Annotated in this window: 15 protein-coding genes and 2 pseudogenes; 10 read left to right on the plus strand and 7 right to left on the minus strand. The window is 41.9% G+C overall.

Annotated elements, in window-relative coordinates:
- Nucleotides 1-810 carry a pyridoxine/pyridoxal/pyridoxamine kinase gene (gene pdxK / locus IRB43_RS10600; RefSeq protein ID WP_203363453.1) on the minus strand — a complete coding sequence of 270 codons (810 nt, stop codon included), beginning with the start codon at nt 808-810 and terminating at the stop codon, nt 1-3.
- A 168-nt stretch (nt 811-978) separates the two neighbouring features.
- Here pdxK and IRB43_RS10605 point away from each other — a divergent pair, with 168 nt between their 5' ends.
- The 4 genes from IRB43_RS10605 (at nt 979) to IRB43_RS10620 (ending at nt 3,423) form a co-directional block, all read left to right on the plus strand.
- Nucleotides 979-1,653 carry a uracil-DNA glycosylase gene (locus tag IRB43_RS10605; protein WP_203363454.1) on the plus strand — a complete coding sequence of 225 codons (675 nt, stop codon included), beginning with the start codon at nt 979-981 and terminating at the stop codon, nt 1,651-1,653.
- Nucleotides 1,654-1,730: 77 nt separating this feature from the next.
- Nucleotides 1,731-2,738 carry a potassium channel family protein gene (locus tag IRB43_RS10610; protein ID WP_203363455.1) on the plus strand — a complete coding sequence of 336 codons (1,008 nt, stop codon included), beginning with the start codon at nt 1,731-1,733 and terminating at the stop codon, nt 2,736-2,738.
- A gap of 15 nt (nt 2,739-2,753) precedes the next feature.
- A complete protein-coding gene (locus tag IRB43_RS10615; protein ID WP_203363456.1) occupies nt 2,754-3,038 on the plus strand; it encodes a YwdI family protein in 285 nt (94 codons plus the stop codon).
- Nucleotides 3,039-3,054: 16 nt separating this feature from the next.
- The gene (locus IRB43_RS10620; RefSeq protein WP_203363457.1) at nt 3,055-3,423 is read left to right on the plus strand and encodes a DUF423 domain-containing protein; all 369 of its coding nucleotides are present in this window, start codon (nt 3,055-3,057) and stop codon (nt 3,421-3,423) included.
- A gap of 116 nt (nt 3,424-3,539) precedes the next feature.
- Here the strand turns inward: IRB43_RS10620 and gerQ are convergent, their stop codons facing one another.
- From gerQ to hemQ, 3 genes and pseudogenes are all read right to left on the minus strand, one after another.
- Nucleotides 3,540-3,980 (minus strand): spore coat protein GerQ, encoded by a 441-nt coding sequence (gene gerQ, locus IRB43_RS10625; RefSeq protein ID WP_203363458.1) that lies wholly within the window; start codon nt 3,978-3,980, stop codon nt 3,540-3,542.
- Nucleotides 3,981-4,001: 21 nt separating this feature from the next.
- Nucleotides 4,002-4,390, minus strand: a pseudogene (locus IRB43_RS10630) (cell wall hydrolase).
- A gap of 295 nt (nt 4,391-4,685) precedes the next feature.
- Nucleotides 4,686-5,432, minus strand: a complete 747-nt coding sequence (gene hemQ / locus IRB43_RS10635) for a hydrogen peroxide-dependent heme synthase (protein WP_203363459.1) — start codon at nt 5,430-5,432, stop codon at nt 4,686-4,688.
- A 198-nt stretch (nt 5,433-5,630) separates the two neighbouring features.
- Between hemQ and lipL the strand changes: the two genes are divergently transcribed.
- Nucleotides 5,631-6,470, plus strand: coding sequence for an octanoyl-[GcvH]:protein N-octanoyltransferase (gene lipL, locus IRB43_RS10640; protein ID WP_203363460.1), 840 nt, complete (start codon nt 5,631-5,633; stop codon nt 6,468-6,470).
- Nucleotides 6,471-6,512: 42 nt separating this feature from the next.
- On the opposite strand, the gene IRB43_RS10645 is transcribed toward lipL, so the two are convergent.
- On the minus strand, nt 6,513-7,205 hold the full coding sequence (locus IRB43_RS10645) for an RsfA family transcriptional regulator (protein WP_203363461.1): 693 nt from the start codon (nt 7,203-7,205) through the stop codon (nt 6,513-6,515).
- 221 nt (nt 7,206-7,426) lie between these two features.
- Here IRB43_RS10645 and IRB43_RS10650 point away from each other — a divergent pair, with 221 nt between their 5' ends.
- From IRB43_RS10650 to IRB43_RS10660, 3 genes are all read left to right on the plus strand, one after another.
- A complete protein-coding gene (locus IRB43_RS10650) occupies nt 7,427-7,651 on the plus strand; it encodes a YuzB family protein (RefSeq protein ID WP_095479196.1) in 225 nt (74 codons plus the stop codon).
- A 247-nt stretch (nt 7,652-7,898) separates the two neighbouring features.
- The gene (locus IRB43_RS10655; protein WP_203363462.1) at nt 7,899-9,197 is read left to right on the plus strand and encodes an HD domain-containing protein; all 1,299 of its coding nucleotides are present in this window, start codon (nt 7,899-7,901) and stop codon (nt 9,195-9,197) included.
- Nucleotides 9,198-9,230: 33 nt separating this feature from the next.
- Nucleotides 9,231-9,731, plus strand: coding sequence for a YwgA family protein (locus tag IRB43_RS10660; protein WP_203363463.1), 501 nt, complete (start codon nt 9,231-9,233; stop codon nt 9,729-9,731).
- 256 nt (nt 9,732-9,987) lie between these two features.
- On the opposite strand, the pseudogene IRB43_RS10665 reads toward IRB43_RS10660, so the two are convergent.
- Nucleotides 9,988-10,188, minus strand: a pseudogene (locus tag IRB43_RS10665) (2-hydroxymuconate tautomerase); the annotation flags it as partial.
- A gap of 134 nt (nt 10,189-10,322) precedes the next feature.
- On the opposite strand from IRB43_RS10665, the gene IRB43_RS10670 reads away from it, so the two are divergent.
- Nucleotides 10,323-10,964, plus strand: coding sequence for a site-2 protease family protein (locus IRB43_RS10670; RefSeq protein ID WP_203363464.1), 642 nt, complete (start codon nt 10,323-10,325; stop codon nt 10,962-10,964).
- Nucleotides 10,965-10,983: 19 nt separating this feature from the next.
- The gene (locus IRB43_RS10675; protein WP_203363465.1) at nt 10,984-11,490 is read left to right on the plus strand and encodes a YwhD family protein; all 507 of its coding nucleotides are present in this window, start codon (nt 10,984-10,986) and stop codon (nt 11,488-11,490) included.
- 167 nt (nt 11,491-11,657) lie between these two features.
- On the opposite strand, the gene IRB43_RS10680 is transcribed toward IRB43_RS10675, so the two are convergent.
- The gene (locus tag IRB43_RS10680) at nt 11,658-13,703 is read right to left on the minus strand and encodes a transglycosylase domain-containing protein (protein WP_203363466.1); all 2,046 of its coding nucleotides are present in this window, start codon (nt 13,701-13,703) and stop codon (nt 11,658-11,660) included.
- Between the last annotated feature and the right edge of the window lie 24 nt (nt 13,704-13,727).

A 13,727-nucleotide genomic window follows, 5' to 3' on the forward strand; every position in this document is an offset into this window, starting at 1 on the left:
TTAGTTCGTGACTTTATTGAACGCACCATGCATAACAGGGCCTACATATTGGTTAAGCTTAAAACCATGACGGATGGCTGCGTTGACAAATTGCTTTGCATTCGCGACTGCATCCTTCACATTTTGGCCATTAGCAAGATTCGCTGTGATCGCCGCTGCAAACGTGCAGCCTGCTCCGTGATTGTATGTTGTTTCTACTTTTTCGGCTTCAAGAACGACGAATTCTTCTCCGTCGTAGAATACATCGATAGCTTTTGTATGATTTAGTTGTTTGCCGCCTTTTACGACAACATTCTTCGCACCTAGTTCATGGATTTTCTGTGCAGCTGCTTTCATGTCTTCTACTGTGCGGATCGGGCCGACACCGGATAATTGCCATGCTTCAAACAAGTTTGGTGTGACAACCGTCGCAATTGGAAGCAAAAATTCACGCATTGCTACAGGTGCTTCAGGATTTAATACTTGATCATCGCCTTTACAAACCATCACGGGATCAATAACTACTTTATCGATGTTGTTTTCTTTTAAATGTTTGCCGGCCATTTCAATGATGTCAGCTGTCGCAAGCATTCCTGTTTTAGCTGCATCAATGCCTACAGACATCGCTGTTTTCAATTGAGCTTCTAACGTATCCAATGAAAGGGGATGAACACCGTGGTGCCAATGGTTGTCCGGATCCATTGTGACAATTGTTGTTAGAGCTGTCATGCCGTATACGCCATGCTCTTGAAACGTTTTCAAATCTGCTTGAATACCAGCGCCACCGCTTGTATCTGAACCTGCAATTGTTAATGTTTTTTTCATTGTCATGTTGTGATAAGCCTCCTAAATTTTGTCGTGCATCATATGTGTATATGTAATAGTTTAAAAAATTTAAATGTTTTATACAAGTCTTTTTAGAGTGCCGAACGATTAGAAGACTGGTAAAATGGGTGTAAATGCCTATCTATTATATATCAATGAAAGGAGAGAGTGAATTTGTCTATTTTAAAAAATGATTGGGCTGAGCTGATTCAAGAAGAATTTCAAAAGCCTTATTACTTACAGCTTCGGGAGTTTCTTAAAAAGGAGTATGCCAACGGTCATGTGTATCCGAACATGTACAATATTTTTAACGCTTTGCATTTAACTTCTTATAAAGAGACAAAAGTGGTGATTCTTGGACAAGACCCTTATCACGGGCCAAATCAAGCTCATGGTTTGAGTTTTTCTGTCCAGCCTGGAGTTCCATTTCCGCCATCATTAAGAAATATTTTTAAAGAGTTATCTCATGATCTCGGCTGTAACATACCAGATAGCGGCTCTTTAGTTCCATGGGCTGAGCAAGGCGTCTTACTTTTGAATACAGTATTAACTGTGCGGCAAGGAGAAGCCAATTCTCATCGTGGAAAAGGGTGGGAGCAGTTTACTGACCGAGTGATTTCTTGCATAAACGAACGAGAGCGCCCAGTTGTTTTTATTCTTTGGGGTCGTCCTGCGCAAACGAAACTAGCGTTAATTGACCAGTCAAAACATAAAATTATTCAGGCGCCGCATCCGAGCCCGTTATCAGCTAGTAGGGGATTTTTCGGAAGTAAGCCTTTTTCTAAAGCAAACACTTTTCTTCAAGAACTTGGTGAAACACCGATCAATTGGTGTTTAACAGACTGTTAGTTTTTCGACTGCAATCGATGTTTCACGTGGAACATTGACAAAAAAAGAGGGATTCCGAGGGTAAAAGAGGATATTTGATGAAAAATAGGAAGCGTTATCAGCATTTAATCAATAGCGTGGTTGCGATGAGTGCAATGTGTATCATTGGGATGGTCGGATTTAAATATTTTGAGGGGCTAAGCGTATTCGATGCTCTCTGGTTAACAGTGATCACCGTATTGACCGTCGGTTATGGAGATACCATTCCGGTCACACAAGAGGGAAAATGGTTTGCCTTAATTATTATTCCAATTAGTGTCGGAATCGTTTCTTATGCGATCGGGGCGGTGGCTTCGCTCGTTGTAGAAGGAGAGCTTTCTACATCAATGAGGGAGAGAAAGATGAGAAATAAAATTGGTCAATTAAAGAATCATGTGATCGTATGCGGATTAGGACGAGTGGGAGAGCAAGTATTGGATTATGTGAGAGGGCGCAACGACTTACAAGCCGTCTTTATTGATAACCAAGAGGAAGTGTTACAAAAAGCTCTTCAATCGGATGATTTTTTTATTGTGGGTGATGCCACAGAAGATGAAGTGCTTAAGCTTGCAGGCATAGAACGAGCATCTACATTGGTTGCGACACTGCCTAGTGATGCTGATAATGTATTTATTACATTGACAGCTAAGGGATTGAACCCCGATATTTATATTGTCTCTAGAGCCGAAAGAGAGGCGACAGAGCAGAAGCTAAAGACGGCTGGAGCGGCTAAAGTGATCAATCCGTCTTCCACAGGAGGAAAGCAGATGGTGATGTCGATTTTAAAGCCATTGAGCGTTCGATATATGGACTTAATTCTTTCTGCTGATCATCAGGAATATTCAATTGAGGAAATTCTTATTGAAAATGCTTGTCCGTTTATTGGCCGATCGTTGAAGGATTTAGATATTCGCAATGTGTATCATGTGACAATTGTGGCAATTTTGAGGAATGGATCTTTAGTTGGTACGCCAAAATCTGATGAAAAATTACAGGCACATGATAAAATAATAGTGTTTGGGGCTGAAGGAGACTTAAAAGTATTTGAGAAAGCGATTTCCCCTTAATGGAGGTGTATCATAATGAATATTTCCCATCAATCGGTATTGAATAAAATAGAAATGGAAGTGCGGCAAGCAAGACAGGCCGAAAAAAGTGATGAAATTAAGCGGCATGTACATACGATTAAAGCCTTATGTGATTTAGTATTAGAATCCGCAGATGGGGCGGGGCAGCCTTCTTCTGTTCGAGGGGAGCATATTTTTTCGTCTATGCCACAACAAACGCTGTCGCAACCGACAATCAGCCAAGAAGAAAAATTAGCAACGGAAGATGGAGCTAATGGAGATTCGCTATTTGACTTTTAAGGGGAGGATGTAAAAAATGAAGACATTTATTATCATTGGGGCCATTAATGCCTTTTTATCCGTCGCTCTAGGGGCGTTTGGTGCTCATGGGTTAGAAGGAAAGGTAGAGCCTAAGTATTTAGATATTTGGAAAACAGGCGTTCAATACCAAATGTTTCATGCCTCTGGTTTAATTTTGATTGGTATTCTTATGGGGCAAATACCAGCTAGCTCTTTTCTTAACTGGTCAGGCTGGTTAATGTTGATCGGAATCATTTTATTCTCTGGAAGCTTGTACGTTTTAACAGTTACGCAAATTGGTATTCTCGGTGCAATTACACCGTTTGGCGGTGTGGCGTTTTTAGCGGCCTGGGTACTACTGGTCTTTGCTGTGATGAAAATCTAACGAAAAACTGTTCCCTAATGGTTGGGGAACAGTTTTTTGTTTGACATGTTATCTTCTGCATTTCGTCATTCTGTCATTTGCTTGTCGTGTCTAAGCAGTTGGCTCCGCTTTAGTATTTATCTCGGTGGATAGGAGGCCAATTGGCTGCCTCCGAATGGGTATTGGTATTCGATTTCTTCGTCGAATGTGATGTAGTCCAGGTAGACCATTAGAAGCAGGTAGCGTCTGCCAGTTTGTGGATCACTTAAGACTAAGTGGTCGCGACCGGCGGCTTCGATGACGCCTTTAAAGATTTTCGCGTTCCATTCGCGGTTGTTTTCAAAGGTCATATAGACAGTAGCCACTTTTCCTCTATTGAGTCTTAAAATATTTTCAATGTATGATTCTTCTAATGGTAACATACCGGGCACTTGTTGCCCTGCCGTTTGTCCTGTTGTTTGCCCTGGTGTTCCCCCGGCTGTTGGTAAGGTAGCGCCTGCTGGGGGGCTGTACATTGGGCTTGGCTGATAATACATCGGCATGCTATACATGTATGGATTTGTTGTCGGTTGCTTCATTAAGAATCCTCCTTTGAATCGTTAATAAACGCTTGGACACTTGGTATAGACTGGAGAGTAAAAACAATGGGATTTAAATTGGCCAGTATTAGGCTGTCCATACCATCGACCAGGGCAGGTGCCTGTTGGCTTGAAAAACCATAAAGAACAGTTGGCAGGGTGGCTCAGTTCCCTGTGAATGACTTTGCGGGCAAGGTTCATCTCCTGCTGTCTCACTCGTTGATGAAAGCATCTCTTTCATTGTCACTATAAAGCCGCCTAACTGCTGAAAGGCGTTAAAGCAAGGCAGCCCAGTTGACACTGGCATTGCTTACCATCAACGTGCCGAGTTGCCTTTCCTCTTCAGCCTCTGCTCTCATCAACTTGGCTAACAGCTTTACATCCTCTCCGTTATAAGGAATGACTCCCAAAATCCCACCTCGCTTTTATCAAACCGCTTTTCAGTTTATCCCGCATTAACGGGCTGTAAGACCCCCACCCGCAACATGGGAGAGAAACGCAGACGTGTAGGTAGGGGAGCAGCAGCCCATAAATGCCCGGTTGGTTCAACTAACAATCAGTGGGAGAGGAAGAACACTCCCACTGATTGAAGTTTCACTTTATATGTATGTGAAAGGGGGGATTTCATGACTGAAAACTTTTCAGAATGTAAACATCGACAACAAAAAACCTCTTCAGCCATCCAGCAAAAGAGGTTTTCATCCGTTAATTTACATGTAACATTTGTTCGAGCTTAGCATCGTCCATTAAGTTACCAACGAAGAAAGAGCCAAATTCACCGTAGCGGGCGCTTACTTCATCGAAACGCATTTCATATACGAGCTTTTTAAATTGAAGGACATCGTCAGAGAATAAAGTAACGCCCCATTCGTAATCATCAAAACCGACAGAACCGGTGATGACTTGTTTCACAATTCCTGCATATTGTCGGCCGATCATGCCGTGGCTGCGCATTAACGCGCCACGCTCCTTCATCGGAAGCATATACCAGTTGTCTTCCCCTTGACGGCGTTTGTCCATTGGGTAGAAGCATACATATTTTGCTTTAGGCAGCTCTGGATATAAACGAGCGCGAATTTGCGGGTTTTGGTACGGATCCTCATCTGAAGATAAGTAGTTGCTTAGTTCTACAACAGATACGTATGAATAACTTGGAATTGTGTATTCAGCAATTTTTAACTTGTTGAATTCTGTTTCTAGTGCATTTAATTCTTCCATTGTTGGGCGAAGGATCATTAACATAAAGTCTGCTTTTTGGCCGACAACGCTATAAAATGCATGGCTGCCTTCCTTCGCTTCATGTGCCACGTTTAATTTTGCTAAAAATTGTTGGTACTCGTGAATAGCTGTTTGACGATCATCGCTAGAAAGCATTTTCCAGCTTGTCCAGTCGATGAGACGAAAATCATGAAGGCAATACCAGCCTTCCAATGTTTTTGCTGCTTCGCTCATGTTACTCACTCCTATGTATTCATTTTCAACTTTTAATATAACATAGTTTGTCCCATAAACGGGAAGAAGACACTTGCGGTAACAAAAACGATGAGCCTAGTCTAGCGGTCATTGTAAATTTTGCTTGAATTATTGTACAAGAAAGGTATGCTGAAAGAACATAAGCTAGTTGATTTTTGTTAGAAGGGGATCAAGGAAATGAATAAAAAGCTAGAGTTGCTCAAACAAAAAGAGTGGCGCATCATCGACCAGTCCAGTTTAGGGCCAATGTTTGATGCCTTGCAATCCTTTGCGATCGATGACACGCTTTGTACGTCTGTCGGTGCGGGGATCAGTCCGGCAACAGCGAGAGCGTGGGTGCATCATCATACGATTGTATTAGGCATTCAAGATACGAAACTGCCTTTTTTAAACGATGGGGTTCAATTGTTGAAGGACGGCGGTTACCGAGTGATTGTCCGGAATTCAGGAGGACTTGCGGTTGTGCTCGATGAAGGGGTGCTTAATTTATCATTGATTTTCCCGGATACGGAAAAAGGAATCGATATTGACCGCGGGTATGAAGCGATGCTGATGTTAATTCGAGAAATGTTTGCTGAATGCGCAGACAAGATTGAAGCGTTTGAGGTTGCGGGCTCTTATTGCCCTGGAAGCTATGATTTAAGCATGGGCGGAAAGAAATTTGCCGGCATTTCTCAGCGACGTATTCGCAAAGGCGTAGCGGTGCAGATTTATTTATGTGTCACAGGCAGCGGCAGTGAACGGGCAGAGTGGATTCGCCGCTTCTATCGAGCAGGAAAGAAAGAGGAACAAACGAAGTGGGTGTATCCAGTTATTCAGCCGGATGTGATGGCTTCCTTATCCGAGTTATTAGGCAAAGAATTGACCATTTCCGACGTAATGCTGCGCTTTTTGACCGCATTAAATAACTATAGTGATCGCTTAGCAACAAGCTCGTTAGAAGGGGAAGAGATTGAGTGGTATCAAGGATATTTACAGCGAGTCATAGAGCGGAATGAGAAAGCATTATCGGAGTGAAAGCGAAGGGGTCTGATGCTGGAAATCAGACCCTTTTCATCATTATTCAGCCATCTTTTCTAAATTTCCATTGCGATCCATTTTAAAGGATGTGTTTGCTTGATCTTCTTCATCAAATAAAATCAACTTCCGGGCACGATTCATAATTTTCATTAATGTTTCATAGTCTTCTTGCATCGTTTCTGAATTTTGTTCTAAATCAGCCACGCGCTCTTCTAGCCGCTTTCTTTCTTTCTCAGCTTCTTCAAGTTCATGCTTCAATCTTGCATTCTCTTGTTTCAAACGATCAGTCTGATAGGAATTTCCTGAGACGGTTTGCAAAAAGGCAATCACTTTTTCTATGGTCATTTCATTTCCGTTATGGGGTGTTGCTGACACAGGCGGCAAGTCTAAAGCCATTTCCACATCGTTTCCAAGTGGTATAGACATCGCCTCCACTTCTTCCAACGATGGCGTTGGCGGCTGGTATAATAGCTTTTTCTTTCCTCCTTGTTCTTTTCCAAGCAGACGGTTGCGCTGCTTTCGCTGTTTTTTCGCCAGATCGAGCGCTTTTTCATATTGATGACGGACAACGGCATTCCAGCGGAACCCGCAAGCAGCAGAAGTCCGGTTTAATTGGTCACCTACTTCTTCAAAAGCATTCAGCTGTGTACTACCCTCACGAACATGACGTAGCACCGTTTCTGCAAGCAATAGATCATTTTCTTCAGACCATGCATCTTGTCTGTTCTTCATTTCATATTCAACTCCCTTTTTATAAAAAATATGTTTACTGACAGGATGAGCAAATTACATTAGATTTATACCAATATGGAAAAATAATTTTTTTCTGCTAGTTTAGCTGTTTCTAGCGGGGCAACTGCTTCAGAGAGAAGCATACCCTCTTGCAAACATCATCCATTCCATGTACAATACCGAATAGCTTAATTTTTACAAAAGAAAGGACTTGTATATAGATGGCAAACGAATTTCGAGTTTGCGATGATTGTCAGGCTGTTAACTTGAAAACTTTATTGCCAAAGTTGAAGGATATCGATCCAGATGCGACTATTGATATTGCCTGTCAGTCTTACTGCGGACCAGGACGCAAAAAAACTTTTGCTTTTGTCAATAATCGGCCAGTGGCTGCGTTGACCGAAGAAGAGCTAATGGAAAAAGTGCGCAAAAAATTAAAAAAATAGTTGGAAATCACCTAACCGTTCAAAGTGGATCAGGTGATTTTTTGTTTAGTAAATAATAGATTTTTTAGTTGAGAGTCACCTGATCAGCGAAATTCTTTATCTGTTGTTTTCCCTATTACTATATGCAATAGCCCTGTAGATTCTTCACTTTTTTAGGAAAAGAATGATTTGTATGGTTGTTTATTCCGATAAATATGCCAAAATTCGTTATAATGGAAGTATGATAAAGCACGAATGGGGGTATATGATGGAATATTCAAAGCGAAAGTTACAAGAAGAGAAAGTGTTTAAAGACCCTGTTCACCGGTATGTTCATGTACGAGATATGGTTATTTGGGACTTAATTGGAACGAAGGAATTTCAGCGTTTGCGCCGAATCCGACAGTTAGGCACGACATATTTGACTTTTCACGGAGCGGAGCATAGTCGTTTTAATCATTCCTTAGGCGTGTACGAAATCGTTCGCCGCATTGTGGATGATGTGTTTGCGGGCCGCAAAGAGTGGAATGTAGAGGATCGTTTACTGTCTTTGTGTGCTGCTTTGCTTCATGATGTGGGGCATGGGCCTTTTTCTCATTCCTTTGAAAAGGTGTTCGGGCTCGACCATGAAGAGTTTACCAAAATGATCATTCTCGGAGATACCGAAGTCAATGCTATATTGACAAGGGTAGATCAGCAGTTTCCGAAAAAAGTAGCCGAAGTCATTGGAAAAACGTCTGAGAATAAGCTCGTCGTGAGTTTAATCTCCAGTCAAATTGATGCCGATCGCATGGATTATTTGCAGCGTGATGCTTATTTTACCGGAGTCAGTTATGGGCATTTTGATATGGAACGAATTTTGCGGGTGATGCGTCCGCGAGAAGATCAAGTTGTCATTAAACAAAGTGGGATGCATGCGGTCGAAGATTATATTATGAGCCGCTATCAAATGTATTGGCAAGTGTATTTTCATCCCGTCACAAGAAGCGCGGAGGTGCTGTTGACCAAAATTTTGCACCGAGCGAAAGAGCTTCATCGAAAAGAATATGCCTTTACGTACAAGCCATTGCATTTTTATTCGATTTTTAATGAGCAATATGCCCTTCATGACTATTTAAAGCTTGATGAAGCGGTGATGCTCTACTACTTTCAAGTGTGGCAAGAGGAAGAAGATTCGATTTTAAGTGACTTGTGCCGCCGTTTCGTGAACCGGGATTTATTTAAGTATATCGAGTTTGATCCGGCGAAGGAGTACCGCAAACATAGCGAGTTAGAGGCATTATTCAAGAAAGCGGGCATCGATCCGGAATATTATTTAGTGTATGATTCTTCATCTGATTTACCATATGATTTTTACCGGCCGGGAGAAGAGGAAGAACGGTTGCCGATTTATTTATTAATGAAAAACGAAGAGCTTCGTGAATTATCGCGTGAGTCAGATATTGTTGATGCGATTTCAGGAAAAAGACGAACAGACCATAAACTGTATTTTCCTGCAGGTAGGCTCTATGATCAATCATCGAGACGAAATATAAAAAAACAGATTCGGTCAATTTTGGAAATTTAACACTGGGAAGATAAAGTGGGAGTTGAGTAAATTGTGTTAAAACAACATGCGAAATTAATGGGGGCGTTTGCGGCCTGTGGAGAAGTGATTGGGCGAAAAAAGTTGCAAAAGATGATTTATATTGCAAAGAAGATTTCCTTTCCTTTTCAGGAAAAGTTTGAATTTCACTTTTATGGTCCTTATTCAGAGGAGCTAACGTTGCGTGTAGAAGAGCTCTGCAACATGGGGTTTATCGATGAAGTGCGCGAGAAAAAAGGTGGTTACTACCAATACCGCTATACCACGACAGAAGAAGGCGAGACGTTTTTAAAGCATGCCGATGTGGACATGCCTCGCTTGACAGAAATCATCACAGAGATGAACGGCCAATCGGCTCGCTTTCTTGAACTTGTCTCCACCGTTCTCTATTTCGACAGTTTAACACGTGAGGAAGTATCAGAAAAAATCTTTACACTTAAAAGCAAGCAGCGCTACACCGAGGAAGAAATTGATGACGCGTATGCCTATATTAAAAAACTAAAGACGTTACAATGAAAAAAACTCGCCGGGGCGAGTTTTTTCTATTTTTACGATAAGTCAACATCGATTCACTGTCGTTCATCGTGTTTCCTTTATCTCATACGGCTGGCTCCAGTCCATACGTCGCTAAACGGTGCCTTCCGCTTTTCGTGTTGTCCAGCTGCGCCTCCTAGACACTCGAGTCAAATGCCAGCCTGACTGAATGGCTGAAGAGCGCCATTCAGTCATTCTGTCATTTGCTTGTCGTGTCTAAACAGTCGGCTCCGCTTTTCTACTCTTCGTCGCTTAGTCTTTTTCCGGCTACGGCGTAGTGGTTTTTTGTCATTTCTTCGATGAAGACAACGATTTTTTCAGCTGGAGCACCTGTTGTTTCGCTGACAGCGGCTGTGACTTTTTCTGCTAGCGCTTTTTTCTGATCTTCTGTGCGGCCTTCAAGCATTTTAACTGTTACATATGGCATGTTGTTTCTCTCCTTTTTATGTAGATTCGATTAAATTGTACGCTTTTTTTATATGATTAGGCAATATTGCAGAAAAGGAAATAATAGAAATAGATGTGTGACATCAGTTACAATAAGAATGATTACTTAAAAAAGGGGTTTATCATTTGGAGCGTTTTTTAGCCTTTTCATTAGAAGAAATGCCGTTTGTTGTCATTGCGCTAGTGGCCGCTTTTACATTTCATGAATTCGCTCATGCATTTGTAGCGTATAAGTTTGGCGATGACACGGCAAAGGAGCAGGGGCGGCTGACATTGAATCCTGTGTCACATCTTGATCCGATCGGTACGCTTTTCATTTTAATTGCAGGGTTTGGTTGGGCACGTCCAGTACCTGTGAATCGTCGTAATTTCCAAAATCCTCGTCTTGCAAGTATTTTAGTGTCATTTGCTGGCCCGCTCAGCAATTTTATCATTGCGTTACTTGCTTTTGGATTGATGTTTTTCTTAGTGCCAGCGGGTCTTCCGCCGTTTTTCGTCGACTTGCTGCAGATGATGGTTTGGCTCAATTTAGTGTTATTTGTATTTAATTTGCTGCCGTTTCCGCCGCTCGATGGCTATCGAATTATCGAGGATTTAGTGCCGTCAGCGACAAGAGTGAAGTTAACCCAATATGAGCAATATGGCGTATTAATTTTCTTGATTATTGTCATTACACCACTGAATCAATGGGTGATTCAGCCAATTTTTAATACAGTGCTGCCTGCCTTGCTGCAAGGCTTTGCGATGATCTTTTCAATTTTTAGTTGATAGAAAGGAGCGTTTCTAGATGGAAAACAAGAAAAAAGTAGGTTTTAACATTATTAAAAATGACCCGATGGATGGTCATAAAGGGTTTGGTAAAGGGGCGCTTAGTCTTGAAAATGTCTCACCTGTCTTTATCGATGTAGAAGAAGGAGAAGCATTTATTGATATCGGCGCGATGCATGCCCGCAGTGCAGTCGAGAAGGGCATTAAGTTTTTGCCAAATAAAGAAGAAGTACCTGAAGGCGCTAAGCCGTTTTGGCTCGTATGGGTAACGGTGGATCGAGGAGCAGAAGGTCCATTTTATACAGGTGTAACTGCTTGTGAGCTAACGGTCAATCGCGAAGCGCGCCGCGGTTATAAATCACTCCCTGAACATGTGAACCGCATGGATAAATCGTTAAAAGGCCATATTATGGTCGATCATATGGATGCGCCATCTAAAAAAGTGTTAAAACAATTTTTGCAACATCATAATGCCGATATGTGGGAGTTGTCCTCTCCGCAATTAAAGGAACAGTTAGCTGAGTGAAAATTCATGAATTTTGTCTAAAATGTGAAGATTTTTTTTGAATTCACGATTCACACCTTGCCGAATATTAGCAAAAAAAGTACAATAAAGCTAATGCATAAATTGCATAAGCTAGGACAATAAAAAGCCTCGGGCCGCACACCCGAGGTTTTTTACATATAATAATGTTAAAAAGGAAACAACTTATCGAACCAGCTTTCTTTCGGTTCTTTCTGTTTCTTTTTCTTAGGTAAATGCTCTGTGCAATATTCTTCAGGCTCAGTTCCTTTCACAAAATACATTTCACGCGTCGTTGGACAATATGGACTAGCAATTTTTCCATTCTCCGGATTTACGTTGACAGCGACAACTCCTTTAGGTTTGGAAAATTTCTTAGCTTTTTTTCCTTTATGGGCTTCTTCCATAAAATGAATCCATATTTTTTTCGCTAATGATTGATCATCAGCGGCGGTAATTTTCCGTCCATCGTCATATCCAGTCCACACGCCGGCTGTTAGCTGAGGGGTGAAGCCAATCATCCAATAGTCGGTGTTGGTAGAGCCTGATTTTCCAGCGTAAGCTCTTGTCATTTTGGGTGCAATGGAGGCACCAGTCACGTGAGCGCGGCTATTTAGACTCTCATCAAACATCCCTGTCATCATCTGCGTTAACACAGCTGTATTCCTTTTATCTAGTCGTTTTTCACCATTCGCTTGATGTTCGTAAATGACCTCTCCCTGCGCATTTTCTACTCGTGTGATGAAAACGGGTTTTTCGTATTGTCCGCCATTAGCAATTGTGGCATAGGCGTTGACCATATCGAGCACGCGCACACCAGAAGTCCCAAGAGCGAGGGAGGGAACCGGATGCAAAGAGGTGGAGATCCCTAATTTTTCGGCCGTTTTAATCAGTGTTTGCGGCTTTAAAAAAAGATGTGTTTTCACGGCGTAAATATTATCTGACACCGCTAAAGCTTGAGCCATTGTTATTTTTTTATCCGCATATTGATGATTAAAATTGCTCGGTTTATAAACACTTCGTCCATTGTCAAAACGAAAGGAAGTCGTTTCACTTGTTAACATGGTCGCTGGCGTAAAGCCATTTTCTAACGCTGCGTAATATAAAAAAGGCTTAAAGGTTGAACCAGGCTGCCGAATCGCTTGAACGGCTCGATTATATGAACTTTCTTGGAAGTCTTTTCCTCCGGCGAGAGCCGTGACGTAATGGGTTTTCGGTGAAATTGATATGAATGCGGGCTGAATGTTCGAATCTTTTGGAATGACCCTTTGAATGGCTTGTTCGGCTATCTTTTGATGCTTTGGGTTCAGCGTTGTATAGACGCGTAAGCCACCGAGAGCGATCGTTTGTTCATCAAGGTGAAGCTCAGAAGCTAATACTCTTTGAACGGCATGACGAAAGTAGGGGGCTTGTTCCACATCGGTGTGGGGATGTTTAGCGACTAACTGAATGGGTTCGCTTGCTGCCCGCTGTTTTTCCTGTTCAGTAATGACTCCATCCCTTACAAGCTCTTGTAAAATGACGCCTTGCCTTTTTTTGGCGTTCTCCATGGACTGGACAGGAGAGTAGATAGAGGGGCCTTTTGGAATTCCAGCGAGCATGCTTGCTTCTGCCAATGTTAACTCACTCGCTTTTTTTCCGAAATAAAATTGACTTGCGGATTCCACTCCATAGGCTCCATGTCCATAGTAAATCGTATTCACATACCCCTCTAAAATCTCTTCTTTCGAAAAATTCAATTCTAATCGGGCGGTGTAAGCGGCTTCTGCTAATTTTCGCTTCCATGTTTTATCATGAGACAAATATAAATTACGGGCATATTGCTGGGTAATCGTGCTTGCCCCTTGCACCTTTGACATGGCCTTTAAATCAGCGATAATCGCACCGCCTATGCGCTTAAAATCAAATCCGCTATGTTCATAAAATTTTTTATCTTCAATCGCAAGAGTAGATTGCAGTAAAAAAGGGGATACTTCATCAAGAGGTATCCAGTATCTTTTTTCACCAGCATGGCTTTCACCAATCACGTCGCCATTTGCTGCAAAATATAAAGTAGACTGCGGGACGGCAACTTGTGGTTCACCTAAAATTTTGATATACATATAACCGCCGCCAAAGAGCAACAATAAAGCTAGAATGGCAAAAAAGCTGAGAAATAAACTGGCTCGTACCCACTTAATTAGTTGGTGAGATCGTGACAGGGGTGTGATTTTCATATAATCACCTGCCTTATTTAGAAT

Origin of the sequence: Bacillus sp. REN10 (assembly GCF_016820555.1) — a bacterium.
GTDB lineage: Bacteria > Bacillota > Bacilli > Bacillales > Domibacillaceae > Bacillus_CE.

What these genes read in the sequence shown, in the direction of transcription:
- pdxK (WP_203363453.1), bottom strand. Translation starts at nt 810, where the DNA reads ATGACAATGAAAAAAACATTAACAATTGCAGGTTCAGATACAAGCGGT.
- IRB43_RS10610 (WP_203363455.1), top strand. Translation starts at nt 1,731, where the DNA reads ATGAAAAATAGGAAGCGTTATCAGCATTTAATCAATAGCGTGGTTGCG.
- IRB43_RS10615 (WP_203363456.1), top strand. Translation starts at nt 2,754, where the DNA reads ATGAATATTTCCCATCAATCGGTATTGAATAAAATAGAAATGGAAGTG.
- IRB43_RS10620 (WP_203363457.1), top strand. Translation starts at nt 3,055, where the DNA reads ATGAAGACATTTATTATCATTGGGGCCATTAATGCCTTTTTATCCGTC.
- gerQ (WP_203363458.1), bottom strand. Translation starts at nt 3,980, where the DNA reads ATGAAGCAACCGACAACAAATCCATACATGTATAGCATGCCGATGTAT.
- hemQ (WP_203363459.1), bottom strand. Translation starts at nt 5,432, where the DNA reads ATGAGCGAAGCAGCAAAAACATTGGAAGGCTGGTATTGCCTTCATGAT.
- lipL (WP_203363460.1), top strand. Translation starts at nt 5,631, where the DNA reads ATGAATAAAAAGCTAGAGTTGCTCAAACAAAAAGAGTGGCGCATCATC.
- IRB43_RS10645 (WP_203363461.1), bottom strand. Translation starts at nt 7,205, where the DNA reads ATGAAGAACAGACAAGATGCATGGTCTGAAGAAAATGATCTATTGCTT.
- IRB43_RS10650 (WP_095479196.1), top strand. Translation starts at nt 7,427, where the DNA reads ATGGCAAACGAATTTCGAGTTTGCGATGATTGTCAGGCTGTTAACTTG.
- IRB43_RS10655 (WP_203363462.1), top strand. Translation starts at nt 7,899, where the DNA reads ATGGAATATTCAAAGCGAAAGTTACAAGAAGAGAAAGTGTTTAAAGAC.
- IRB43_RS10675 (WP_203363465.1), top strand. Translation starts at nt 10,984, where the DNA reads ATGGAAAACAAGAAAAAAGTAGGTTTTAACATTATTAAAAATGACCCG.
- IRB43_RS10680 (WP_203363466.1), bottom strand. Translation starts at nt 13,703, where the DNA reads ATGAAAATCACACCCCTGTCACGATCTCACCAACTAATTAAGTGGGTA.